19 protein-coding genes and 1 riboswitch are annotated in these 22,049 nt (G+C 36.5%); of the genes, 6 read left to right on the forward strand and 13 right to left on the reverse strand.

Annotated features, from left to right (window positions below):
* Window position 1 precedes the first annotated feature (1 nt).
* From A5819_RS03795 to A5819_RS03810, 4 genes are all read left to right on the forward strand, one after another.
* Window positions 2–1,033 (forward strand): DUF4097 family beta strand repeat-containing protein, encoded by a 1,032-nt coding sequence (locus A5819_RS03795; protein ID WP_086281760.1) that lies wholly within the window; start codon window positions 2–4, stop codon window positions 1,031–1,033.
* Between the two features lie 134 nt (window positions 1,034–1,167).
* Entirely contained in the window at window positions 1,168–1,818 is a 651-nt protein-coding gene (locus A5819_RS03800) for a phosphatase PAP2 family protein (RefSeq protein ID WP_086281759.1), read from the forward strand.
* 14 nt (window positions 1,819–1,832) lie between these two features.
* Window positions 1,833–2,801 carry a TIGR01212 family radical SAM protein gene (locus tag A5819_RS03805; RefSeq protein ID WP_086281758.1) on the forward strand — a complete coding sequence of 323 codons (969 nt, stop codon included), beginning with the start codon at window positions 1,833–1,835 and terminating at the stop codon, window positions 2,799–2,801.
* A gap of 1 nt (window position 2,802) precedes the next feature.
* Complete coding sequence (locus A5819_RS03810; protein ID WP_086281757.1) at window positions 2,803–3,366, forward strand: class I SAM-dependent methyltransferase; 564 nt, start codon at window positions 2,803–2,805, stop codon at window positions 3,364–3,366.
* Window positions 3,367–3,442: 76 nt separating this feature from the next.
* Here the strand turns inward: A5819_RS03810 and A5819_RS03815 are convergent, their stop codons facing one another.
* Both A5819_RS03815 and A5819_RS03820 read right to left on the reverse strand, forming a co-directional pair.
* Window positions 3,443–5,212 carry an ABC transporter ATP-binding protein gene (locus A5819_RS03815; protein ID WP_086281756.1) on the reverse strand — a complete coding sequence of 590 codons (1,770 nt, stop codon included), beginning with the start codon at window positions 5,210–5,212 and terminating at the stop codon, window positions 3,443–3,445.
* Window positions 5,205–6,926 carry an ABC transporter ATP-binding protein gene (locus A5819_RS03820; protein WP_086281755.1) on the reverse strand — a complete coding sequence of 574 codons (1,722 nt, stop codon included), beginning with the start codon at window positions 6,924–6,926 and terminating at the stop codon, window positions 5,205–5,207. Before A5819_RS03820 ends, A5819_RS03815 begins: the two co-directional genes overlap by 8 nt.
* Before the next feature lie 215 nt (window positions 6,927–7,141).
* Here A5819_RS03820 and A5819_RS03825 point away from each other — a divergent pair, with 215 nt between their 5' ends.
* A complete protein-coding gene (locus A5819_RS03825; protein WP_086281754.1) occupies window positions 7,142–7,789 on the forward strand; it encodes a TetR/AcrR family transcriptional regulator C-terminal domain-containing protein in 648 nt (215 codons plus the stop codon).
* A 50-nt stretch (window positions 7,790–7,839) separates the two neighbouring features.
* Here the strand turns inward: A5819_RS03825 and A5819_RS03830 are convergent, their stop codons facing one another.
* The 11 genes from A5819_RS03830 to A5819_RS03880 form a co-directional block, all read right to left on the reverse strand.
* Window positions 7,840–8,628 carry an alpha/beta hydrolase family protein gene (locus A5819_RS03830; RefSeq protein ID WP_086281753.1) on the reverse strand — a complete coding sequence of 263 codons (789 nt, stop codon included), beginning with the start codon at window positions 8,626–8,628 and terminating at the stop codon, window positions 7,840–7,842.
* 246 nt (window positions 8,629–8,874) lie between these two features.
* On the reverse strand, window positions 8,875–10,335 hold the full coding sequence (locus A5819_RS03835) for an MDR family MFS transporter (RefSeq protein WP_086281752.1): 1,461 nt from the start codon (window positions 10,333–10,335) through the stop codon (window positions 8,875–8,877).
* A 521-nt stretch (window positions 10,336–10,856) separates the two neighbouring features.
* Window positions 10,857–12,044 carry a methionine adenosyltransferase gene (gene metK, locus A5819_RS03840; RefSeq protein WP_086281751.1) on the reverse strand — a complete coding sequence of 396 codons (1,188 nt, stop codon included), beginning with the start codon at window positions 12,042–12,044 and terminating at the stop codon, window positions 10,857–10,859.
* Window positions 12,042–12,158: riboswitch (SMK box riboswitch) on the reverse strand. It overlaps the preceding gene by 3 nt.
* Before the next feature lie 105 nt (window positions 12,159–12,263).
* Complete coding sequence (gene lepB, locus A5819_RS03845; protein ID WP_254907213.1) at window positions 12,264–12,983, reverse strand: signal peptidase I; 720 nt, start codon at window positions 12,981–12,983, stop codon at window positions 12,264–12,266.
* Window positions 12,984–12,995: 12 nt separating this feature from the next.
* The gene (locus tag A5819_RS03850; RefSeq protein WP_086281750.1) at window positions 12,996–13,658 is read right to left on the reverse strand and encodes a hypothetical protein; all 663 of its coding nucleotides are present in this window, start codon (window positions 13,656–13,658) and stop codon (window positions 12,996–12,998) included.
* A 29-nt stretch (window positions 13,659–13,687) separates the two neighbouring features.
* Window positions 13,688–14,758 (reverse strand): DUF916 and DUF3324 domain-containing protein, encoded by a 1,071-nt coding sequence (locus tag A5819_RS03855; RefSeq protein WP_086281749.1) that lies wholly within the window; start codon window positions 14,756–14,758, stop codon window positions 13,688–13,690.
* 117 nt (window positions 14,759–14,875) lie between these two features.
* Window positions 14,876–15,664, reverse strand: a complete 789-nt coding sequence (locus tag A5819_RS03860; RefSeq protein ID WP_086281748.1) for a WxL domain-containing protein — start codon at window positions 15,662–15,664, stop codon at window positions 14,876–14,878.
* Window positions 15,665–15,707: 43 nt separating this feature from the next.
* Window positions 15,708–16,514, reverse strand: coding sequence for a WxL domain-containing protein (locus A5819_RS03865; RefSeq protein ID WP_086281747.1), 807 nt, complete (start codon window positions 16,512–16,514; stop codon window positions 15,708–15,710).
* Complete coding sequence (locus A5819_RS03870; protein WP_086281746.1) at window positions 16,511–16,861, reverse strand: LPXTG cell wall anchor domain-containing protein; 351 nt, start codon at window positions 16,859–16,861, stop codon at window positions 16,511–16,513. The genes A5819_RS03865 and A5819_RS03870 overlap by 4 nt, the downstream gene beginning before the upstream one ends.
* 22 nt (window positions 16,862–16,883) lie before the next feature.
* Complete coding sequence (locus A5819_RS03875; RefSeq protein WP_086281745.1) at window positions 16,884–20,315, reverse strand: isopeptide-forming domain-containing fimbrial protein; 3,432 nt, start codon at window positions 20,313–20,315, stop codon at window positions 16,884–16,886.
* A gap of 329 nt (window positions 20,316–20,644) precedes the next feature.
* Entirely contained in the window at window positions 20,645–21,373 is a 729-nt protein-coding gene (locus tag A5819_RS03880; RefSeq protein WP_254907214.1) for a winged helix-turn-helix domain-containing protein, read from the reverse strand.
* Between the two features lie 306 nt (window positions 21,374–21,679).
* Here A5819_RS03880 and A5819_RS03885 point away from each other — a divergent pair, with 306 nt between their 5' ends.
* Complete coding sequence (locus A5819_RS03885; RefSeq protein ID WP_086353017.1) at window positions 21,680–22,024, forward strand: hypothetical protein; 345 nt, start codon at window positions 21,680–21,682, stop codon at window positions 22,022–22,024.
* Window positions 22,025–22,049: the final 25 nt, after the last annotated feature.

Raw genomic sequence — 22,049 nt, forward strand, 5'->3', positions numbered from 1 at the left:
TATGAAGAAGACAACTGCTTTTTTTCTAACCATTGGAGTTTTAGCAATGATCATCGGCGGAATAGGCAGTGCCGTTTATTTCAGACGCGCTGAACATTCTATGACGGACATGAAAACACAAAATTACGAAATAAAAAATAAACAAAGTACAAAAGAAATTCATCTTAATCTTTCAGGGAATGCTGAATTTTATATTTTGACTGAAAATACAAATAAGGTAAAGATGCAGACTCGAAGTTCTGTCCCAGTTTCACTTGAAAGCTCACTAGATGTTAAAGAAAAAGACAATCAATTAGCTATTTCAGCAAATAGTGACAAGAAAAAATTGGAACTTGACGGATTAAAATTTGATCTTTTCGATCGAGGTTCAGCCGTAACCTTAACGATTCCAAATGATACGGAGCGTTTAATCATTGATGGTAAGGCAACTGGAACAATCAATCTTTCAACGGTTCAAACAAAAGAATTAGACATCACTCTAAATAATCCAGATATTAATGTGAGTGATGTCAATGCAGAAAAATTAGCAATCGAAACGGCTAATGGTGACCTTAATATTTATAGTGAGGTTCGAGCAGACAAAGCAACACTTAAAACAACAAATGGCGATCTTCAAGTAAATGATTTTGCTGCTTCTACTTGGTCTGCTACTAGTACGTCTGGCGATATCTATATAAATACTGCCAAAGGAATTTCTACAATAGAATCAACCAATGGTGAAATCCAAGTAACTGATCTTAAAGGTCAAGCGAAAGTCAAAAGCATTAATGGCGATTTTTCTTTATATGGAACAGAGATTCCTAAAGACTTATTTGTCGAAACCCAACAAGGGAGTATTCATTTGCATACAGAAGAAGTTTTATATGACGTGACGATCAAAACTAAGACTAAGCTAGGTGATAGTACGATTTTTGGTAAAGAACGAACTTCTTATACACGAGGAAAAGGAACGAAGACATTCACATTACAAACAAATTCTGGTGATATTTCGGTTGAGGGACCATCAGATTATGAAGATGGAGAAGATGATTAATTTTCTATCGCTTTTAGAGCCTATACTGGAACTTTTAAAGTTTTTGTATAGGCTTCTTTTTTTTGATATTCTCAGATGTGTTCTTATTTATTTGATGTTATAATGGATTTTAGCTAATTTGGAAAGGATCTTTTATGAAAAATAAATTATACTATCAATTTGCAGGCAGCTGTTTTTTAGTTGTCTTTATGTTCCTAGGTTATGTGGTCCGTTTTTATCCTGGCTGGTTGAAAGGATTTGACCAAACCATCACCACTCTCGTACGGACTCCCTATCCTTCTGCCAATCAGTTTTTTATTTGGTATACAAAATTTGCGGATCCTTTGACTGTTGGAATTCTCACTTTTGCGATTGCTTTCATCTTCTATAGAGGAAAATACTATGCAGAAATGTTTTGGCTTTTGATCAATACAGCTTTGATTGCTGGTGTGGCGAATCCATTGATCAAGTTAGTATTTATGCGTCCACGTCCAACCTTGGATCATTTGGTCACAGAACATAGTTACAGCTTTCCTAGCGGGCATTCTACGGGAAGTGTGTTATTATACGGAACGATTATTTTACTTTTACCGCAATTTATTAAACAAAAAAATCTTTGTTTATTTTTACAAATTATCTTAGGTTTTGGTATTTTGCTGATTGGTATCAGCCGCATTTATGCTGGAGTTCATTTCCCGAGTGACGTTTTAGGTGGCTTCTGTTTTGGTTTAGCTTGGCTATTGATGACCTATCCGATTTATTTAGAAAAACGCTTTGTCTGGCGTTTTAAAAGCAAACAACAATAGAAAGAAGAATGAACATGTCTGATTTTGATTATACTGAAGATCCCAATAAACGTTATCACACGTGGAATTATGCTTTACGTCAACAGTTTGGCGGAAAGATTTTCAAGGTGCCTTTAGATGGTGGATTTGATTGCCCTAATCGTGATGGCACGGTGGCTAAGGGCGGTTGTACCTTTTGTAGTGTTTCTGGATCAGGAGATATGATCGTAGCACCCCAAGATCCCTTACCGATTCAATTTCAAAAAGAAGTGCATATGATGCATAAAAAATGGCCTCAGGTCGATCAATATATCGTTTATTTCCAAAATTTCACCAATACCCATGCACCTGTCGAAGTAATTCGGCATCGATTTGAGCAAGTGTTAAATGAAAAAGGTGTTGTCGGTATTTCTATCGGTACACGTCCAGACTGTTTACCAGATGATGTAGTTGACTATTTAGCTGAGCTAAATCAACGCTACTATTTATGGGTGGAGTTAGGTCTACAGACGACTTATGAGCATACCAGTAATACAATCAATAGAGCTCATAACTATCAAACCTATCTAGATGGTGTTGCGAAATTACGCAAACATCAGATTCGGGTCTGCACACACCTAATCAACGGATTACCCGGTGAAAGTTTAGAAATGATGCGTGAAAATGTCCGCCGAACGATTCTTGATTCGGATATTCAAGGAATTAAGTTGCATCTACTACATTTAATGACCAATACACGAATGTTACGTGATTACCATGAAGGTCGACTACAATTGATGACTCGAGAAAATTACGTCAATGTTATTTGTGATCAGTTGGAGATGATTCCGCCAGAGATCGTGATTCATCGACTGACCGGTGACGCTCCAACTGATGCTTTGGTTGGTCCCATGTGGAGCTTGAAAAAATGGGAAGTATTAAATGCGATCGATGATGAAATGAAACGACGCAATAGTATGCAAGGAATCTATAATGTCCGTACCACTAAGGAGGTTCTTATCTGATATGTTACAGACTGCTATGCGTTATAGTCATACACTGTTAAAAGAAGTGATTCAAGCTGGTGATACGGTTGTAGATGCTACGATGGGCAATGGAAATGATACAGCTTTTCTGGCACAACTTGTCGGCTTGAATGGTTCAGTCTACGCTTTTGATGTCCAAGAACAAGCTCTGCAAAATACTGAGAAGAAACTTGTAGAATCAGGAGTAAGAGAGCAAGTACGTCTAGTCCATCAAGGTCATGAAACAATCGCAACGATTATCCCAAAAGAAACAACATTGCGAGCAGCTATTTTCAATCTAGGTTACCTGCCTAAAAGTGATAAGCAAATCATCACAAAACCAGATACAACGAAACAAGCTTTAGGTGCCCTTCTTGCTAGATTAGAATCTAAAGGACGGATCGTTTTGGTTGTTTATTATGGACATACTGGTGGTGAAGCTGAATTGGCTATGGTACAAAACTATTGTCAACAACTACCACAAGAAGAATACAGTGTACTGACTTATCAGTTTATTAATCAGAAGAATAACCCACCGATTTTGTTTTGTATTGAGAAAAAATAAGATGCCATAACAAACAGAGTATATAAATAAAAAACTTGAGTCTTGCTTTACGCAAGGCTCAAGTTTTTTTAGTCGTTTATTCAAATACAAACTGATTATGATAAAGCTCCGAATAAAAACCATCTTGCTCCAATAGTTCATGATGATTTCCTTCTTCAATCACTTCACCGTTTCTTAGAACAACGATGCGATCGGCATTCAAAATCGTCTTCAATCGGTGGGCAATTACAAAACTAGTTCGGCCTTTGATTGCTTCATCCATCGCTTTTTGGATCTTCGCTTCTGTAACTGTATCTACATTACTTGTCGCTTCATCTAAAATCAATAATGAAGGATTCGTAATGATTGTTCTAGCAATACTGATCAACTGCTTTTGACCTGTACTAAAAACATTATTTTCTTCAGTGATTTCTGTATCGTAGCCATTTTCTAGTTCCATGATAAACTCATGGATATTCGCTTGTTTGGCTGCAGCAATGATTGCATCCTCACTCGCTTCTGGATTACCAAATGCAATATTGGCACGAATCGTACCAGAAAATAATACAGAGTCTTGCAACACGATACCTACATGCGAACGTAAACTGCTTAATTCTATTTCTCGAATATCTGTTCCATCAAACGTTACTGAACCACTATTTACATCATAAAAACGATTAAGCAAGTTCATGATCGTCGTTTTTCCTGAACCTGTTGGGCCAACTAAAGCGACCATCTCACCTTTTTTAACATTTATAGAAACATCTTTTAAAATCGGCACTTCTGGATCATAACCAAAATCAACATGATTCAAGGAAACAGATTCGCTGATTCCATCAATTTGCTTGCCATCTTTTGGATTGACTTCATCTGGTTCATCGAACATTTCATTCAAACGGCGAGCACCTGTGATTGCTAATTGAATCATGCTGTAGCCTGATGAAATCTGCATCAACGGTTGATAATATTGTTGTGAATACTGAACGAAAGTTACAACTAAACCTAATGCAACAGTCTTTTCTAAGTCACCATTCAACGCTAACCAACCCCCAAAGAAAATCACGATTGCTGTGTTAACAAGCGACATCCCTTGCATCATCGGAAATAAAAGCCCTGAATAAACTTGCCCTTTAAAGGTTGCTTTACGTACTGTTTCATTATGCTCTAAAAAACCATCAATCGTTTCTTCTTGCAGGCCATTGGTAATAATCACTCGTTGACCACTAATTTTTTCATCCATATAGCCATTCAGTTTACCAACTTCATCTTGCTGAATATCGACATATTTCCGCGCTTTACTGATCACAACGACTGCAATCAAAATTGCTACAGGAGTTGAGGCGATCGTTGCCCAAGCCAACTGGACATTTTGACGGAACATCATGATCAAGATTCCGACAAATAATGCAGCATTCGTCAATACTTGGAGTAACGCTTGATTCAAACTGTTTTGGATATTATCCAAATCACTTGTAAATCGGCTCAAAATTTCACCATCTTGATGTGAATCAAAGAAACGGATCGTTAATTTTTCCAATTTATTAAATAGACCAATTCGCATCCGATTTGTTGATTTCCCAACCACTTGGGTAAACAAGATACTATAAATAAAGCTTGCTGCACTGGTCAATACATAAAAAATCAACAACTTCCAGATAATCTCAATAAATTTGCTTTTATCATCTGTTCCTTGCATCAAAGCGCCGACATAGTTTGCTAACTCTTGAATAGCTTCACCAATAAATTGAGGTGCTTTCACTTGTAAATAAGTAGCAATAACAATCGTCACAAAAATAAACAAGAAGGAAAGTTTATAACGTTTTAAATAATGAAAAAAGAATTTACTTGCTCTTATTAAATCAGTCATTATTTTCATCCTTTCCTTTTTGTGTTTCATAGATTTCTTGATAAATAGGGTTTGTTTTCGCTAACTCCTCGTGCGTTCCCTCACCCACTAATTGCCCTTTGTCTAACACCAAAATTCGGTCAGCATGAACAACAGAAGAAATTTTTTGTGCAATTACGATCGTCGTTGTTTCTTTTAGATCGTTATCTAACGCTTCTCTAACTAAACGCTCTGATCTAGCATCCAATGCACTAGTACTGTCATCAAGAATCAAAATTTTCGGATCACCGATCACACCACGTGAAATGGATAGACGTTGTTTTTGTCCACCAGAAAAGTTGTTACTTCTTTCAGCTACTGGCGCTTCATATTGTAAGGATAATTTCTCGATAAATTCTTTAGCCTGAGCAATTTCAGTTGCCCGGCTCATATCTGCTTCATTCGCATCTTTTTTCCCTTGGCGTAGATTTTGTGAAATTGTACCAGAGAAAAGAATCGCTTTTTGAAGAACAAATGACACAGCTTTACGTAGGCTATGTTCATTAACATCCTTCAAATCAACTCCACCAACTTTTACACTTCCTTCAGATGGATCGAACAATCGTGGAATCAGTTGTGCTAGCGTGGATTTACCAGCTCCTGTAGCTCCTACGATCCCAATCATCTCACCAGGTTTAATAGAAAATGAAATATCTTTCAAAGTATCAGTCTCATCTCCTGGATAGCGGAAACTAACATGGTCAAAAACAACACTGCCATTTAACTCTTGTTCGGGTACATCTTTGTAAGTCAGTGCTGGAACAGTATCCATCACCTCTTTGATTCGTTTGATAGAAACAGCTGCACGAGAAGTCATCATCATCATCATTCCACCGATAATGATGGCCATCATGATTTGCATCAAATAGCTCATAAATGATGCAACACTGCCGATAACAGTCGGATCATCTTTAACTAAGTTACTAACAAGAAAAATCGATCCTACAACCGCTAGATTAGCTGCCAACATAAATGATGGGATCATCACAGAAAAGAGCGTTCCTACGATCAAATTATGTTTCGTCAACTCTTCACTGACTTTAGTGAAACGATTTAATTCATTTTTTTCTTGGACAAAAGATTTAACCACGCGAATCCCTAAAAGATTCTCTTTGGCTAAGCCATTGACTTTATCGATCAATGTTTGAATGATCATAAAATGTTTGCCCATTTGCGAAAATGATAGAGCCGTAATAATGAATACCGCAACAACTAGCAAGACGATCACCCACCACAATTGTGGTAATGTCATCATCGCTAAAATAAAACTTCCGATAAATAGGATCGGGATTCTAAATAATGACTGCAATGCGATCATGATCACATTTTGAATTTGAGTGACATCATTGGTCAGACGAACCACTAAGTTACCTGCTGAAAATTCTTCAATATTTCCAAATGAAAATGTTTGGATTTTGCGAAATGTTGCTTCACGAATATCTGCACTCACACCTTGTGCGACTTTAGCAGAATAAATCGTATTGAAGACACCGGCAATCAAGCCTAAGCCTGCGATCCCAATCAAATACAATCCAAGTTCTTTCATTTGACTCTTATCATCTTTAATAATTGCTTCTAGCACTTTTTGTAATAGTTTAGGCTGCCATAAAGCCGACATGACCATGACAACAACAGTAATCAAGGCTATGGAAACTTCTAGCTTGTACTTTTTGACATGTTCCATAATAATACTCACTTAATCCCAACTTTCTTTGTAAAACTAACCCTACCTGATTCATTGTGCAACTTTCAACGATCATTTAATGTTATTATGTGATGTAGGCAAGACACAATTACCTTAATTGATTTCACAAACTTAACACTGTAAAATAAGGCTGCATAACAATTTACCATTTTTAGCAGTGTAATTCAAGGAGTTAGCTTCTATTTTAGATAAAAGGATGAGAAAATTTGGACTCAAAATTATCAAAAGAAAAAATCGTTCAAGCAGCATTCCAATTGCTGTCAGAAAAACCTGAATTGGAAAAACTATCGATGCGGAAAGTGGCGCAAAAACTTGGTATTCAAGCCCCAGCAATTTATTGGCACATAGAAAATAAACAGGCCTTGCTCCAAAGTATGGCTGAAGAAATCGAGAATCACTTTATACCGCCAAAAACGCAAGCAAACTGGAAAGAAACGATTTATGCTTATATGGAAAACTATTATGAGCTGTATCAACACTATCCTTGTGCCACAGAAATTGAAATCCAAACGATCCCTTCTTATCCATCCCGCTTAAGAAACCTTGATGCGATCCTTGGAATTTTAAATGAAGCTGGGTTCTCCATAGAATTAAGTTATATGACGATTACTTCTTTACAACATTTATTATTCGGCATGCTAATGGATTCATCAGAGGAAAAAAAATTATACAATAAAGTCATGGCTGGGGATGACTATTTAAAAAAACAAATTATTTTGATGAAACAATACGTGCAAGAACATGAGTTGAACAACATCAGCGAAAGTATTCAATACCGACAAAAAGAAAAGCAAAAGGAATTTTTTATGAAAACCTTGCGCGTATTTTTAAATGGGTTAGATACGTTCCTCTAATAATAAATACGCAAAAAGCTTGGAGTTTTTTTCATCCAAGCTTTTTTTCTTTATTTTTCTAACGGCAACCATGCCAATACTCGTTGAATCCACGTATCCCAAAAAATCCAATCATGATTTCCTGGACCCGTTTCAAATGTGTGTTCAATAGTATTAGAAGTCAACGCCGATGCCATCTTTTTATTTCCATATAAAAGCAAATCCTCTTCACCACAACAAAGAAAAATATTAGGCGGTGTTTTGCCGCTTTTAACTAATTGATCAAGTAAAAACATTGGATCGTTGCTTGATCCTTGAACTTGCTCGAAAGGACCAAAAATCCCTTCCCAGAATTTTTGTCCTCTAACAGCCAAAAGATCTTCCATTCTGTCAGCAAGATTTACCGCCCCTGACAAAGAAGCCACAGCGCCAAAACTTTCTGGCTTAGCCAAACCGAGTTTTATCGCACCATAACCACCCATTGAAAGACCAACTGCAAATGTTTTAGCTCTTTTCGTTGTTAATTGCGGGAAAAGTTCATGGCAAATAGTTGGCAATTCTTCTGAGATAAAGGTCCAGTATTTCATATCATAGCGTGTATCTGTATACCAGCCAAGATCAGTAGATGGCATGATCACAGCTAATCCTAAATCAGCGACATAGCGTTCTATCGATGTCCGTCGTTCCCATACACTGTGATTGCCGCCCATTCCATGAAGCAGATACATTACTGGAACATCGGTTAGTCTACCATTCGTTGCTGTACCGACTTTTTTCTCTGTTTTTTGTGGTAGTATAACGTTCATTGACATTTCCATTTCCAATACATTTGAATAAATACTTACTTGTAAAAAAGCCATCCAACATCCCTCATTTTCTTTTTCTATCATTGTACCATTAAATCGATTCGTTTTGACTTAAGACCTACATATCAAAAAACTCGTTCTTCTAGGAAGAACGAGCGGGGAGGAGTTAAAAATGAAAAATGATTTGCTTAAGTTGTTGTCTTTTGGTATGTCAATATAATACAAAGTAAATATGAACTTTATGTGCCAAATTTACGTATAATATGGTCATTTTTTTTAAAGAAAATCATAACTCCATTATTATGCTAGTTTCTTTTTGACACTGATATTCAAAATCATTGCAATGATGATTAGCCCAATACCAACTACATAGACATTATGCAGACCAGCATAAAGCATGCCGCGCAGAGGTTTAAGTAAATCAGCTGGAATGGTATTAGCTGTATGCGGATTAACTAACTGGTTCATAACATCTGAGTCAACCTTCAAGGTACTTTTAGCTAACTCTGAAGTTGTTACGGCATTGATGATCACACCAAAAATCGAAACCATTAACGTTTGTCCGATTGTTCTAGCTAACGTATTGAATGATGTTGCAACCCCCATTTCTGATGGATCGACACTGCTTTGAGCCGTCACAGTAGTAGTTGTGATCGTGATCCCAAAACCAACGCCTAAAACAGAAGAAATCGCAAAAAACCAAACAAATGAAATCGTTGCTGGAACTAATACTAAGAAAATCCCCCCTAGTAACGTAATACTTAACCCGATTGTTAATACTCGTTTTGTCGTATGTTTTTCCATTAAATTACTAGCAATAAATGAACCGACCATCCACAAAATCGACATAGGGGCTAATACTAAGCCACCGATTCCGGCACTTTTTCCTAGTACGCCTTGCATCCACATTGGTATATAAACTTCTACCCCCATCAAAAAGCCACTGATCAACGCCGCTACGATATTGACGATCACAAAAGTAGAGTTTTTAAACAGCTTCAAATCAATAACAGGATCTTTGGCTCTTTTTTCCACCAAGATGAACAGGATAAAAAATAGAAATGAGGCTCCTAAGTACAGGAATACTTTTAAATCAAAACCGCCATCACCGATCAATTGAAAACCTAATAATAAGGTTAATAAGACTAGCATCAGTTGAATACTACCCAAAATATCCATCGGCACTTTGCTTTTTTCTCGTTTTGGTTCAACTAAAAAGTAAGCAATCAATCCCATTAACACAATACCAATTGGTACGTTAATAAAGAAAATCCAGTGCCAACCAACAGTATCTACGATGAACCCTCCAGCCAGAGGACCGAAAATACTGGCAATTCCCCAAGCTGCACTATTTAATCCTAGCATTTTTGCACGTTTGTCAATTGAATAAATATCGGCCAAAATCGTCAAAGCAACAGGCATGATTGCTCCTGCCCCAATTCCTTGAATTGCTCGGGCAATGATCAACGTTATCATATTTTGCGCCAAACCACATAAGGATGATCCAATAATAAAAATAATAATTCCGATCATAAAAATTGGCTTACGCCCGATTTTATCTGCCAACTTCCCATAAATTGGCGTTAACATTGCATTAGTTAATAAGTAAATAGAGAAGACCCAGTTCATGATCTCCATACCATGTAATGATCCGACGATTGTCGGCATTGCAGTTGAAACGATCGTTCCTTCGATTGCTGTCATAAAGGTTGCAACAAAAACACTGATCGTTACAAGTTTGACGTTTGTTTTTCTTTCCATGTATCTCCATCCTTTTGGCTATTCTTTTTGATACGGTTACTTATTCATTTACAGAGTTTTGTTGAGACTATTTCGAGACTTTACATTGAATATGAGCGTTTTTAAGTTTATTGTAACTAACTTGATGATTTATTTTGTGGGTTGTTGGCTTTTATTTATTGTTTGGTTTAACATGCTTAGCAATTCACTAGTAAGGTAGCTACGCTCCCTTTAGTCGCCTAGTATTGTTCATCATCTGCTCTGCAACACTTTATGATTGTCAGCCGTTCGATTAATAAAGTGGTCGACTTCTATTTGTCATTTAGTTTAACACGTTTGGTGATTCACTAGTGATGAAACTTCGCTCCCTTGGTCGCTGGCTTCTATTTGTTATTAGCATTATAGCGTTTGGTGATTCACTAGTAATGAAACTTCGCTCCCTTTGGTCGCCAAGTACTGTTCATCATCCACTCTGGCGGAGCCAGTCGTGGTGATTCACAGCAAAACGGCGCCACTAATTTTCATTAGTAGCGCCGCCTCGTTTACTCCATCAAGCTTTTCTTGATTGCTTCGACTTTATCTGTCTGCTCCCAAGGTAGTTCAATGTCTGTACGACCAAAATGACCATATGCTGCCGTTTGTTTGTAGATTGGACGGCGTAGGTCAAGCATTTCAATTATTCCTGCTGGACGCAGGTCAAAGTTTTCTCTAACAGCTTTAATCAATTTGCTTTCTGGCACATTGCTTGTCCCGAAAGTATTGATTGAAATGGATACGGGTTGTGCTACACCAATCGCATAAGCCAATTGAACTTCAACTTTTTCAGCTAAACCAGCTGCAACGATATTTTTAGCAATGTATCGAGCGGCATAGCTTGCAGAACGATCGACTTTCGTCGCATCTTTTCCTGAAAAAGCACCACCACCATGACGCGCATAACCGCCGTAAGTATCTACAATGATCTTACGTCCAGTTAACCCGGCATCTCCTTGAGGTCCACCAATAACAAAACGGCCAGTAGGGTTAATAAAATATTTTGTTTCTTCATCTAGTAAATCTGCTGGGATCACTTCTTCAATAACGAATTTTTTTACGTCTGCTTGAATCTGCTCCAGCGTAGCTTCTTCATCATGTTGTGTACTGATCACGACTGTATCCACACGTTGTGGTTTGCCATTTTCATCATATTCTACCGTTACTTGAGATTTTGCATCTGGACGTAAATAAGGAAGTTTTTCTTCTTTACGTAATTGTGCTAAACGGCGCACAAGTTTATGACTCAACGAAATCGGTAAAGGTATTAGTTCTGGTGTCTCATCCACCGCAAAACCAAACATCAAGCCTTGATCTCCAGCGCCAATATCATCTTTAGCATCTTTGTCACCACGTGTTTCCAGCGCATCATCTACACCTTGTGCAATATCTGGTGATTGCTCATCGATTGCTACAAGAACTGCAACAGTATCACCATCAAAACCATATTTAGCACGAGTATAGCCAATATCTTTCAGTGTTTGACGAACGACTTTTTGGATATCTACATAGGCTGTAGTAGAAATTTCTCCAAAAACTAAAACTAAACCAGTTGTAACGCTTGTTTCACATGCCACACGGGCTTTTGGATCTTGTTCCAAAATCGCATCTAGTATTGCGTCACTCACTTGATCGGCAACTTTGTCTGGATGTCCTTCAGAAACGGATTCTGATGTAAATAAATGTCTCTCTGTCATAATGTATTCCCCCTAGTTATATTCGGTTACAAGGCATCTTTATTTCGTTTATTGAAGCATCACATATGCTCTCAAATAATGCGAAACAAATCCTTTCGGGAACTTGTAACATTCCCAGTATAACAGATATTGAAAGAAAAAACTTGCTTTTTAACTGACTTTATTTTGTAACAAAAAAACACCTAACATTCACTAGAACATCAGATGCTTTTTCTATCATCATTTCACTCGCTGTAGTTTATGAAGCGGTAATACTCTCATTTCAACTTTCCCGATGATTTCTTTTTCATCTACCAGCTGATAGTACCGGCTATCTGTCGCATAGGGGCGATTGTCGCCTAGAACAAGATACTTACCTTTAGGGATCGTTGGCCTTCCCGACAGTGATTTTAGCGTAAAATCTTCCGTATAGAGCATTCCATCTTGTTCAAACTGATTTTTGTAATCATCGATAAAGGATTCATCTTTTTCTTGCTCGTCAATAAATAATTGGCCATTCTTATAATATAAACTTTCGCCAGGTTGGCCAATAATTCTACGAATTGATTTATCTTTCGACTTTGGTACTTTAAGATAGACAAGATCAAAACGTTTAATTTTAGATAATTTGTTTACAACAACAACTTCTCCATCATCCAGCGTATCACTCATAGAATATCCTTCTACTTTAGCAAAGGAAAAGGTAAAAAGAGAAAGTACGGATAAAATTCCTATCGTTACCAAGAGAGTCAATACGATTTCAAAAAAAAGTATTTTCGTTTTTCTAAGTTTTTTTTTTTGTTTATTTACTTTCTTATGTTTTCGTTTAGCAGGTCGTACATTCTTTTTTTGAGACTTCATCTTTTTAACTGGTTGCGTCTTTTTGCCTGCTGCTGGCTTTCTTTGTTCTGACTTCCTTTTGACTGCTCGATTATTTTGTTTATGAGTGGTCTTTTTCATGAAATCACCAAACTATTTTTTATTTACCAACGCATTTTTATTGATATTAAAGTAACGAACAACTTCCTCATGGTTTTTCTTAGCAGCTGCTAAATCTGTTTCAAATTCATTTAAAAGCGTCTCATTTTTAAAGAAATCATTTGATTGAGAAGACAAATTAATGCCTAATTCTTTCATTGATTTATAATATTTATTTAATTTTTTTTGGCCGGCTTCACTATTTCTGATTGTCGCTTTATAAATACCATAACTAGAAAATTGTCCTGCTAATAATTTAATATTTTTCCCTGATTTAACATCGTTTTCTGTAGTTTTTGCTGTTTTTAGTTCTTTTTCTAAGTTATCCATCAAGTAAAACCCTTGAACCACTGCTTTGGAATCTTTCTGACTCAAATGCATCGCTTGATAATACAAAGAATAACCTGCACCAAATCCAGAGAATAAAAAGACTATAACTAATGTAATTCCCCAGTTACGCTGCTTTTTGATCTTCTTCATAAGGTCTCTAACTTTACGCTTCTTCTGCTTACGTTTTTTCTTACTGACTTTTGCTCTTTTCACTATCTTTAAAGCCTTTTTCGTTTGAGCCATCAGATAAAAAGAAATACCTGAGAATACTAATCCGATACTGGCTAGAGACAAAGAAATAATAAAAAACCAATCTAATATCGTCATTTCTTTACCTCCTCACTATCTATCTTTAGTTATTTTCTTGGTTTCTTTTTTCTTACTTGTTTTTTCTTTGCCTGTTTCTTTTTACTGATTGCTCTAATTACTAAGAAAATGATCACGGCTAATCCCACAATTCCACCGACGATCCCTGCAATTAATTTCCAGTTAAATGTTTGAACGTCTTCTAAACCAGCATCTTGATTATTGAATTTATCTGCTTCTTCATCTGTAATTTTAAATTTCTCATCCCAGTTCCATTTTCTATCTCCAGCTGTCACAAGGATTTTCGCGCGATAATTTCCAGCAACCATGCGATCCCCTTCCATACTTACAGGAAAATTGATCAATGAATTTGGCGCCATTCTCATGCCAGAACGTTTTGTTTCATATAAGACTTCATCACTATCTTCTTTCATGATTTGTACCTGTGTTGTCATGTTTTCTAAATAGGCTGCTTCAACGTTCGAAAAATTGACAAAAAAAGTATTCCTAAAATTATTTAAATCAGCAGAAACTTTATTTAATTCCAAATTTGGCTGTACTTCTTTATCTGATTCAGTAAGGATCATCCCAATCACATATGCGTATTTATTGATAACCCCTGTTTTCTTTGGATCATTTTTCTTTTCTTTTTCCACTTTTTGAAGCTGAATTCCGCCAGCAATCATCCCATCGAATGAAGCTTCTGGCATATTGATTTCTATGTCGATATCTTGTTCACCATTTGCCGGTACTTTTACTGTCTCTGGTGCTGTAACGATTTTTTCAAAATCGTACTTCAGTGACTTATCTTTTTTTATCGTCGTCGGGCCATACTCGACAACTCCGTTAGCATTTGTTTTTGTACTATTGAGCTTCACAGAAACTTCAATTTCTTCTGAAGCTAAATTCTTGATTTTAATCTTAACAGTTTGCTTTTGAGCAGGTGTCATTCTTAAATCAAAATAACCTGCACCTGTGTCCCTTTGATTATCCGGCTTGATTGTTTCATATGTAAATCCAGTTGCGTTACCGCTACTGTTATCTTCTGCATGGACCGTAAATGGCAGAAGTACTGCTATGATAGCTGCTACTAACAAAAATAATAGATTTTTTTTCTTCATTAATATCCCTCTCTTAAAAAAGCAGAAACAGAAGAATTGTTTGCTTCTGTTTCGCCATTCAGTTTGAATCATTACTGATTAAAATATTCGTAATAATCCAATTTAGTTTCGTGTGACTTATTGTGCAGGAGTGTCTGGCACTTCAGCAATTGACCAAGTGATTTCAGCTGTATACGTATCAGCTAATAATATATTTGTGTTCGGCACAGTTAATTTGACAGATTCAGCAGTTGTATCTGCAGTTCCGTCACCGTATTGACCAAATTCGATTGTGTAAGTTCCGATACCTTTAGAAGCATCTTTATTTTCTAAAACTTTTACTGAATCTCCAGCGCCTGTTCCAGCTGCATCAGCTGCTAATTTAAATCCTGCAACTGTAGTTGCTGGCCATTGAGCTGCTGGGTCTTTAGACGTAATTACTGCATTTGAGTAGTCAATTGTTGCCCCTTTCAAGAAAGTACTTGCGCTTGTACCAGCTGTAAATTGTTTTGTTAATTGTGCACTTACTGTATATTTATGGTTAGCAGTACCACGAACATCAGTGAACTGTACGAAGTTACCACGAGTGATGTCTCCATCAGCATTTTTTGCTGGTATAGCTGCTGCAAAGTATTCAGGGTTTGATGCAAAAGCTTTTACTTTATCTGTACCAAAGTTTAGTTCAGTTACAGCATCGATACTAAATGAACCACGATCTGGGTTAACGATGATTGGTTCTTTTGGATCTACGATTGGTTTTGTTGGATCTTCTGGATCAACAACATCTTTAGGATCATTGTCTTCAGTAAAAGTCATTGTTCCTTTTGCTGCTTGTGATTTTGCTTCGGCGTTTGCACCTGCTGGTAAGGCTAAGCTTGCTCCGATTACTGCTAATAATGCTACTGAACATAATGTTTTTGTTTTCATGTGTAATTCCTCCTAATATTGTGTGTGCTTTTGTGTGCTTTATTTATGGCAACTCGGCTAATATCCAAGTTAACACCGTAGTATAAGGTACTGGGTCAACCATAGTTGTTCCAGGGATAGACAATGACACTGCTTTGTTTTGATAGACAGGTTTTTGATCAAAGATTGGATCAAGCACTGATTGACCATCTTTATTCAATCTTGGCTCCAAAGTATTCTTTTGATTGCTTTTGTTTTCACCTGATGCACCAAACGAAATTGACCAAGTTCCGCTGCCATGTCCAGAACTAGCTTGAGCTAAATTATATGACGCTCCTATATTGTCTATGTTGATGATTTCTTTTGACAGTTGCGGCGCTTCACTAAGATCTTTGGTAGAATTCACCCAAGAATTATCTAATGAAAGCATTGCGCCTTTGATTTCTTTGTTTTTTGTACCATTGTTTGTAAATTGCATTTCTTGTCGAAGTTGTAAAGTCCAACCAGTTGGCTTTTGTCTCAAGTCAGTAATCTGAATAAAGTTCCCTCTAGCCTTAGTTGCACCAAAAAAGTTTTGAGCATTAGCATAATAAACTTCATCTTTATCAGAAATTTTATTCTGGTAAAAGTCTAACTTCGGTACAAAATCAATTCTTAAATCGCCTTCTAATTTAGGTGATTCTCCAGGATCAACAGTTACTTCCGGATTTTCAGGATCTACGATATTTTGAGGATATTCTCCTTCAAATTTAATCGTTCCAGGACCACTTATTGATCCTGCTTCAGCATAAGCAGAACTACATGTACCTACCATTGAGGAAAGTACTGCAAGCGGTATAATGAGCGCTGAAACTACGTTACATTTTCTCATTGATCATCCCGCCCTTCATGTTCTTTCTTACGTTTCCAGAAAAACAGAACTAAGCCAATTACGATTAAAGCAATACCAGTAACTACAAAGCTTTTCTTAACCATCTCACCTGTACTTGGATAACGTCCAACTGGTTTTACCACTTTAGGTTCACTAGTTGACGGTTCGGGACCAGATGAAGGTTCTACTGAGCTTGAAGGTTCTGTTGATGAGCTTTCCTCATAAAAGCTGATCACACCATTAGTTTGAACTTCTCCTCCATTTGCCTTAGCCGCCGCATTTAATGGATAAACGATTGCCAATGCAAAGGCAAAGGAGATGATCATAGATCTGATTATTTTTTTCATTAATACAAAATCTCCTTTACGCTTATGGAGTATCGCCCAGTTCCCATAATATTTCACCTTGGTAAGTGCCTAATGTTTTTACATCTTGAGCTGAAGTTTCAAATTTAAAGCCGTCACCAGATTCAGACCATGTATCACTAATGTTATACGTTGTTTCAGCTGTTGAAGCATTAGCCGCTTGAGTCATGATATCCTGTGCACCACCATTCAAGGTAATCTCATTGTTTTTATAAACATATTTGAGTGCACCATCCAATGTATATGCTGGAATATCAGGGTTTGTACTAGTCATCGGTGTTGTCATTTTTGCAGTCAAAGACCAACCTTTTTTATTCGCTCGACTATCTTTTACAACTAAGTCCGCACCATGATGCTGCGCTGTATTAATACGGGTAGTCTTACCTTGATACTTTACACTTCCAAAATCTATCTCTGTCGGTGCTGAAGCTAACTCCAAAACACCAAAGACTGTTCCACCAGGATTGTCAGCCTTTTTGGAAGTTGCACTATACGTTTCATGTTTAGCATCAGGATCATTTGGGCCTTCAACAAATGTCTCTTCTCTTGGTGAGTCCCCTATCACAGAAGCTGTATTGCTAATAACTGTTCCCACAGCCGAAGAAGAAACTTGAGCTTTAAAAGTGACCACAGACGAAGCACCTGTTGCTAAATCTCCTAGTTTCACTGTTAACACTTTTGAATCTGCATCATAAGTGTAATCCTTTGGTGTTTCGGCAACAACGCCATCAATCTTAACTTCAGCTGTTGCTGGATCAAAATCTAATCCCGCTGGAATTGTATCGGTTACTACAGTATTTGACCAAAGCGTTGTATATGACGCTTCTTTGTTGTTTTTAGCTGTTAATGTATACGTCAATGTGTCACCCACTTGTGTAGTAGCGCCCCCAGAAGAAATAACTGTTTTTTCCATTAAAGGTTTATCAGGAAGGACATCTTCCACTGTATACTTTGTTGCAGCTTTAAATGTTGCATCACGATATTTTAACTCCGTCGCTGGATTGATATTTCCATTGTCACTATTTGTTGATGGGGCTGCCGGATCAAGAGTCTCTGTTATTTTACCAGCATTATCTTCTAAGAAAATCTGGATGGTCTCACCTGTATTTAAGTATCTAGGTAAGTTATAAGTCCAAGTACCATCAGCATTTACTTTTCCAACATTTGTTTGACGTGTACCATTGATATCAACATAGATTTTGGCATTTGCCTCAGCATCTTTACCACTTAATTGCTTCATTCCGTTAGTAACTTTTCCGCCTTCCACAATAGCAGGTTCTGGTGGTGTAACATCCAAAACTGGTGTAGTTGGATCAGTTTCAGCGATCCATGGACCTCTGACAGCATGTGCCTTGATTTCTTTGTTGGTAATATTAAATTTTGTATCTGTCATTATTGCATAGCCTTGTGCGTCCGTGGACACAGTATGAGTTTCCCCATAAGTATCTGTATACGTTACCTGTGCTTGACCAGCTGCGGCATAAACAGGTTGTAAAATAACATTACCATTTTCATCAAAACTATCTGTTGGTGTCATTCCAATTTTTACTCTTGCCTTGTAGGTTTTGTCTGCATCAGTTACAGGAACCCATTCGATTTCAGGATTTGCATTCATACCAGCAATTCGACGATATTGGGTTGCTACAAAAGTAGCTAATCCAGGTTCTGTAGTTGTAACATTAGACGCACCACCATTGGCTTTTGCTGAAAATCCTTCAACTTTAGCATATGTTTGCTGAGATGGCCCCATTAATTCAGACCTTAATGTCCATAAATCAATATCCGAATCATTAATTGTCAAAATATTAGTTGCGATATTGGTGGTCGAAAGAGCTGGACTATTACTTGCAGTCCCTGTATTTTTGTTTCGAATATCAAAACCTTTTGGTGAATTCATCGTAAATGTTTTATTAGAACCTCCTGTGATATCAACAACAGGGCTTGTTGTTGAACCAACAATATAGATACTACCACCTGGTTCTAAATTAAAGGAAGAATTATTTGTGCTAAACTGCATAACTGAACCACTACCACGACTGAGTAAGTTTACTGTTGCATCCTTTTTTACAGTCATAGAGGAACCTGTGTTATCAAAACGAACTGAATTTCCATTCATATTAGAATTGTAAATAGAATTTTCTCCCACAGTTAAATCAGAATAATAAGAATAAACTGCTGGATAGGCTGTTCCATTCGTAGAATTCTTCAAAACTACCTGAGCATGTTTCCCTATCTGAAATTTCTGCGCAGCTCCTGTGTCAGTACCGCTTGAATTTTGTTCAAACCAAATCACTGAATAGTTTGATCCGGTATCTTCACCATACCAATTTGTTCCATCCTCAATGATCATGCTTCCTGCATAAAAGTTTTCTGAGGTAGTAATCAAATTCAGCTTCCCATAAACAGTTATCTCTCCACGTGTTCCTCGAATCAAACGAATAACGCGTTGGCCATTTTCACGAACTGTATTAATATTTCCGGTTCGATAATACCAATTTTGGGAGTAAGGTGTTCCGTTTGTGGCATTGACAAAAGCCCACATATTTCCTCCAAGACCGTTTCCTTCATTTGCAGAATTTTTAGCAGTCATATCATGAAAATGAAAGAAGCCAATCCCATCTGTAGGTCGCGCTGCCATTCTCAGCGTATCACTGTTCATATCCAATATGAAGCCTCCACCATCGATTTCGATGGATGTTTGACGAAGGGCTAAATTAGTAGTTCTACTAATATCAGCAGTCATGATGATTTTAGTAACCGTTTGGTCATCATACGCTGCTTTAAATTCAGCCCAAGTGCCTACTGTTTTAACATTAGTTAGGGGATTGAACCCAAATCTAGTATTTGCCGCATCATTTGCAGCTGCAATTTCTTCTGGTGTTGCTGAAACAGGTCCAGTAGTTTTGGCTCTTGTTTGAGCAAGTCTTGAAGTTTGGATTGGTAATAATCTTTCTTGAAGAGAAGTATCTTCTAAAGAGCCTAATCCATCATCAAACGTGGTACTACTTGATACTAATTTCGTATTTTCGGTATCAGATAGTGTTACCTTTCCCTCTTTAGACTGATTTAGCCGACTAACTGAAAAGTTTATTTTTAAAGGAGTAGTACTAGCTTTCGTAGTAATGAGTTTTACCATAGCATCTTCAGTATTATCTATTGATATATTCGACTTTTGATCATCAGAAATACCATTTAAAAGTTCCTCAACGGTTACTTCATTGACACCTTCAAAAGTAAGCTTTAATCGTTCATCAGCAGGCTCAGAAATCGTTATTGTTACAGGAACTTTTCCTGATTCATTGATTGATTCCATTTTAATAGCATATTTTTCTTCTGCTGCTTTCATCAAGGTAATGTTATTCAGCACTATGACAGAAAAAATACTTGCGAATAAAACAAGCCCTAAAATGATATAAGACTTTTTTCCGATTTTCATATATTCTCATCTCCTCCCCAAAGCATTTTTTGCACGTTTGTCTTAAGAGAACGTACAATCTATTTCTATTTTCCTTGCCAATTGTTTACTTTTTTGATACATTCACAATACGTAGGAAAATTAGTGTTCAACTTTTGTTTATTGCTCCATTGAGAATGACTGTTCTCTAACTGGACCTTTCAACAGAACACTGATTTTCTCTTTTTTGTTTATGCTAAACAGTTGGCTTGAAAAAGAGAAAACTTTATTCATTTGTTTTTGTCACCGTCATTGCCTTAAGGACAACCGCCATGACAGATCTTACTTAAAATTCATTCTATGAATTTTTCTTATAGTGCTAACTTGTAACCTTTGGAACGTACTGTCTTAATAAATTTAGGATGTGCCGCATCGGTTTCGATTTTTTGTCTTAAGTGAAAAATCAAATTAGACACGCGATACTGTTTGTCAGCCCCTTCGTTTTCCCAAACATTTCTATAAATATCTTCATACGAAACTGCAATGCCTTGCTGTGTTTGTAAAAACTCAATTGTTTTGAACTCTAATTTTGTTAAGTTGATTTCTTTCCCATTCAATAAGACACTAAAATTACATGGACGTAATTGGAGTTCCGTAGTATCACATTCACTTTTTACTGTCTTTTCCATAGTTGAAAATGTCTGATTATATCTATTAAATGCATTTATCATTAAGAGTTTATGTTCTTCTGGGTCCGATTTGTTATCTAGTATTCCATCAACACCAAGTTGCAAATAAACAATATGATTCATTTTATTCATACGTTCTGAAATCACCCAAACAAACGGATTAGATTGTTTCTTTAATAGAATGATTGATTCACAAATTACACCAATATTGTGCATATATTTTTCATTAATAATAATTCCATCGTAATTTGCTATTGTTTCAGCTACTTCTTCTTTGTTGATTGGATACACATTTAGCTGAGTACATTTCAACGAATCTATGTAATTTTGTTCATCTGCATTGTCTAGTATCACAAATCCTACGTTGTACATATGGTGTTCCCCTTTATTTTTTTGTTGTCTAATCAGCATTCCTTACTATCCTTTATAATTTTCATGTAAAAAGTTTTAAATTCGATATAAAATACATATAAATCCGATATATTTAAGAAACTAAAATAAGTTTAATCTATTTCATTTGCTAAGTCTATACAATTAACATCTTTTATTTATCATATTTTTGATAAATAACACAAATATTTGAGAATCATGTGAATCAATTTTAGCTTGCTGTTTGTTTTATATTATCTATTAAGTAAAATAGCTATTTATAATATCGTTTAATGATTACTTCCTATTTAAATGGATGTGTTATAATAATTACAAAGGAGCGAGATAATGAATAGAAAAAAGAAGCTTGATAACCTTATGACCCTTTTTGGTGATGAAAAAAAATTTATTATAGATGGTTATTATCGCCTTAGAACGATTGATGACGATACAATAGAGTTAGCCTATTTGGTAGCTGGCCCTTGTGGTGACTCAATTGCTCATCCTAAAATTATAGTATCTCTCATAAAATCGGCGCCAATTGGAACAAAATTTATTGATATGCATTCTTCTCCACCACTATTGTTAACAAGAAATGATGATAATACCGCTGAAATAGACCGAGCTTTAGATACTCTAATTCAAAAATTCGAGTCCTCACTTTGTAAACAAAAAAATACCAAGATGAACTAAATGATCATCTTGGTATTTAATATAC

The sequence above is a fragment of the Enterococcus sp. 7E2_DIV0204 genome, assembly GCF_002140855.1.
Taxonomy (GTDB): domain Bacteria; phylum Bacillota; class Bacilli; order Lactobacillales; family Enterococcaceae; genus Enterococcus_L; species Enterococcus_L lemimoniae.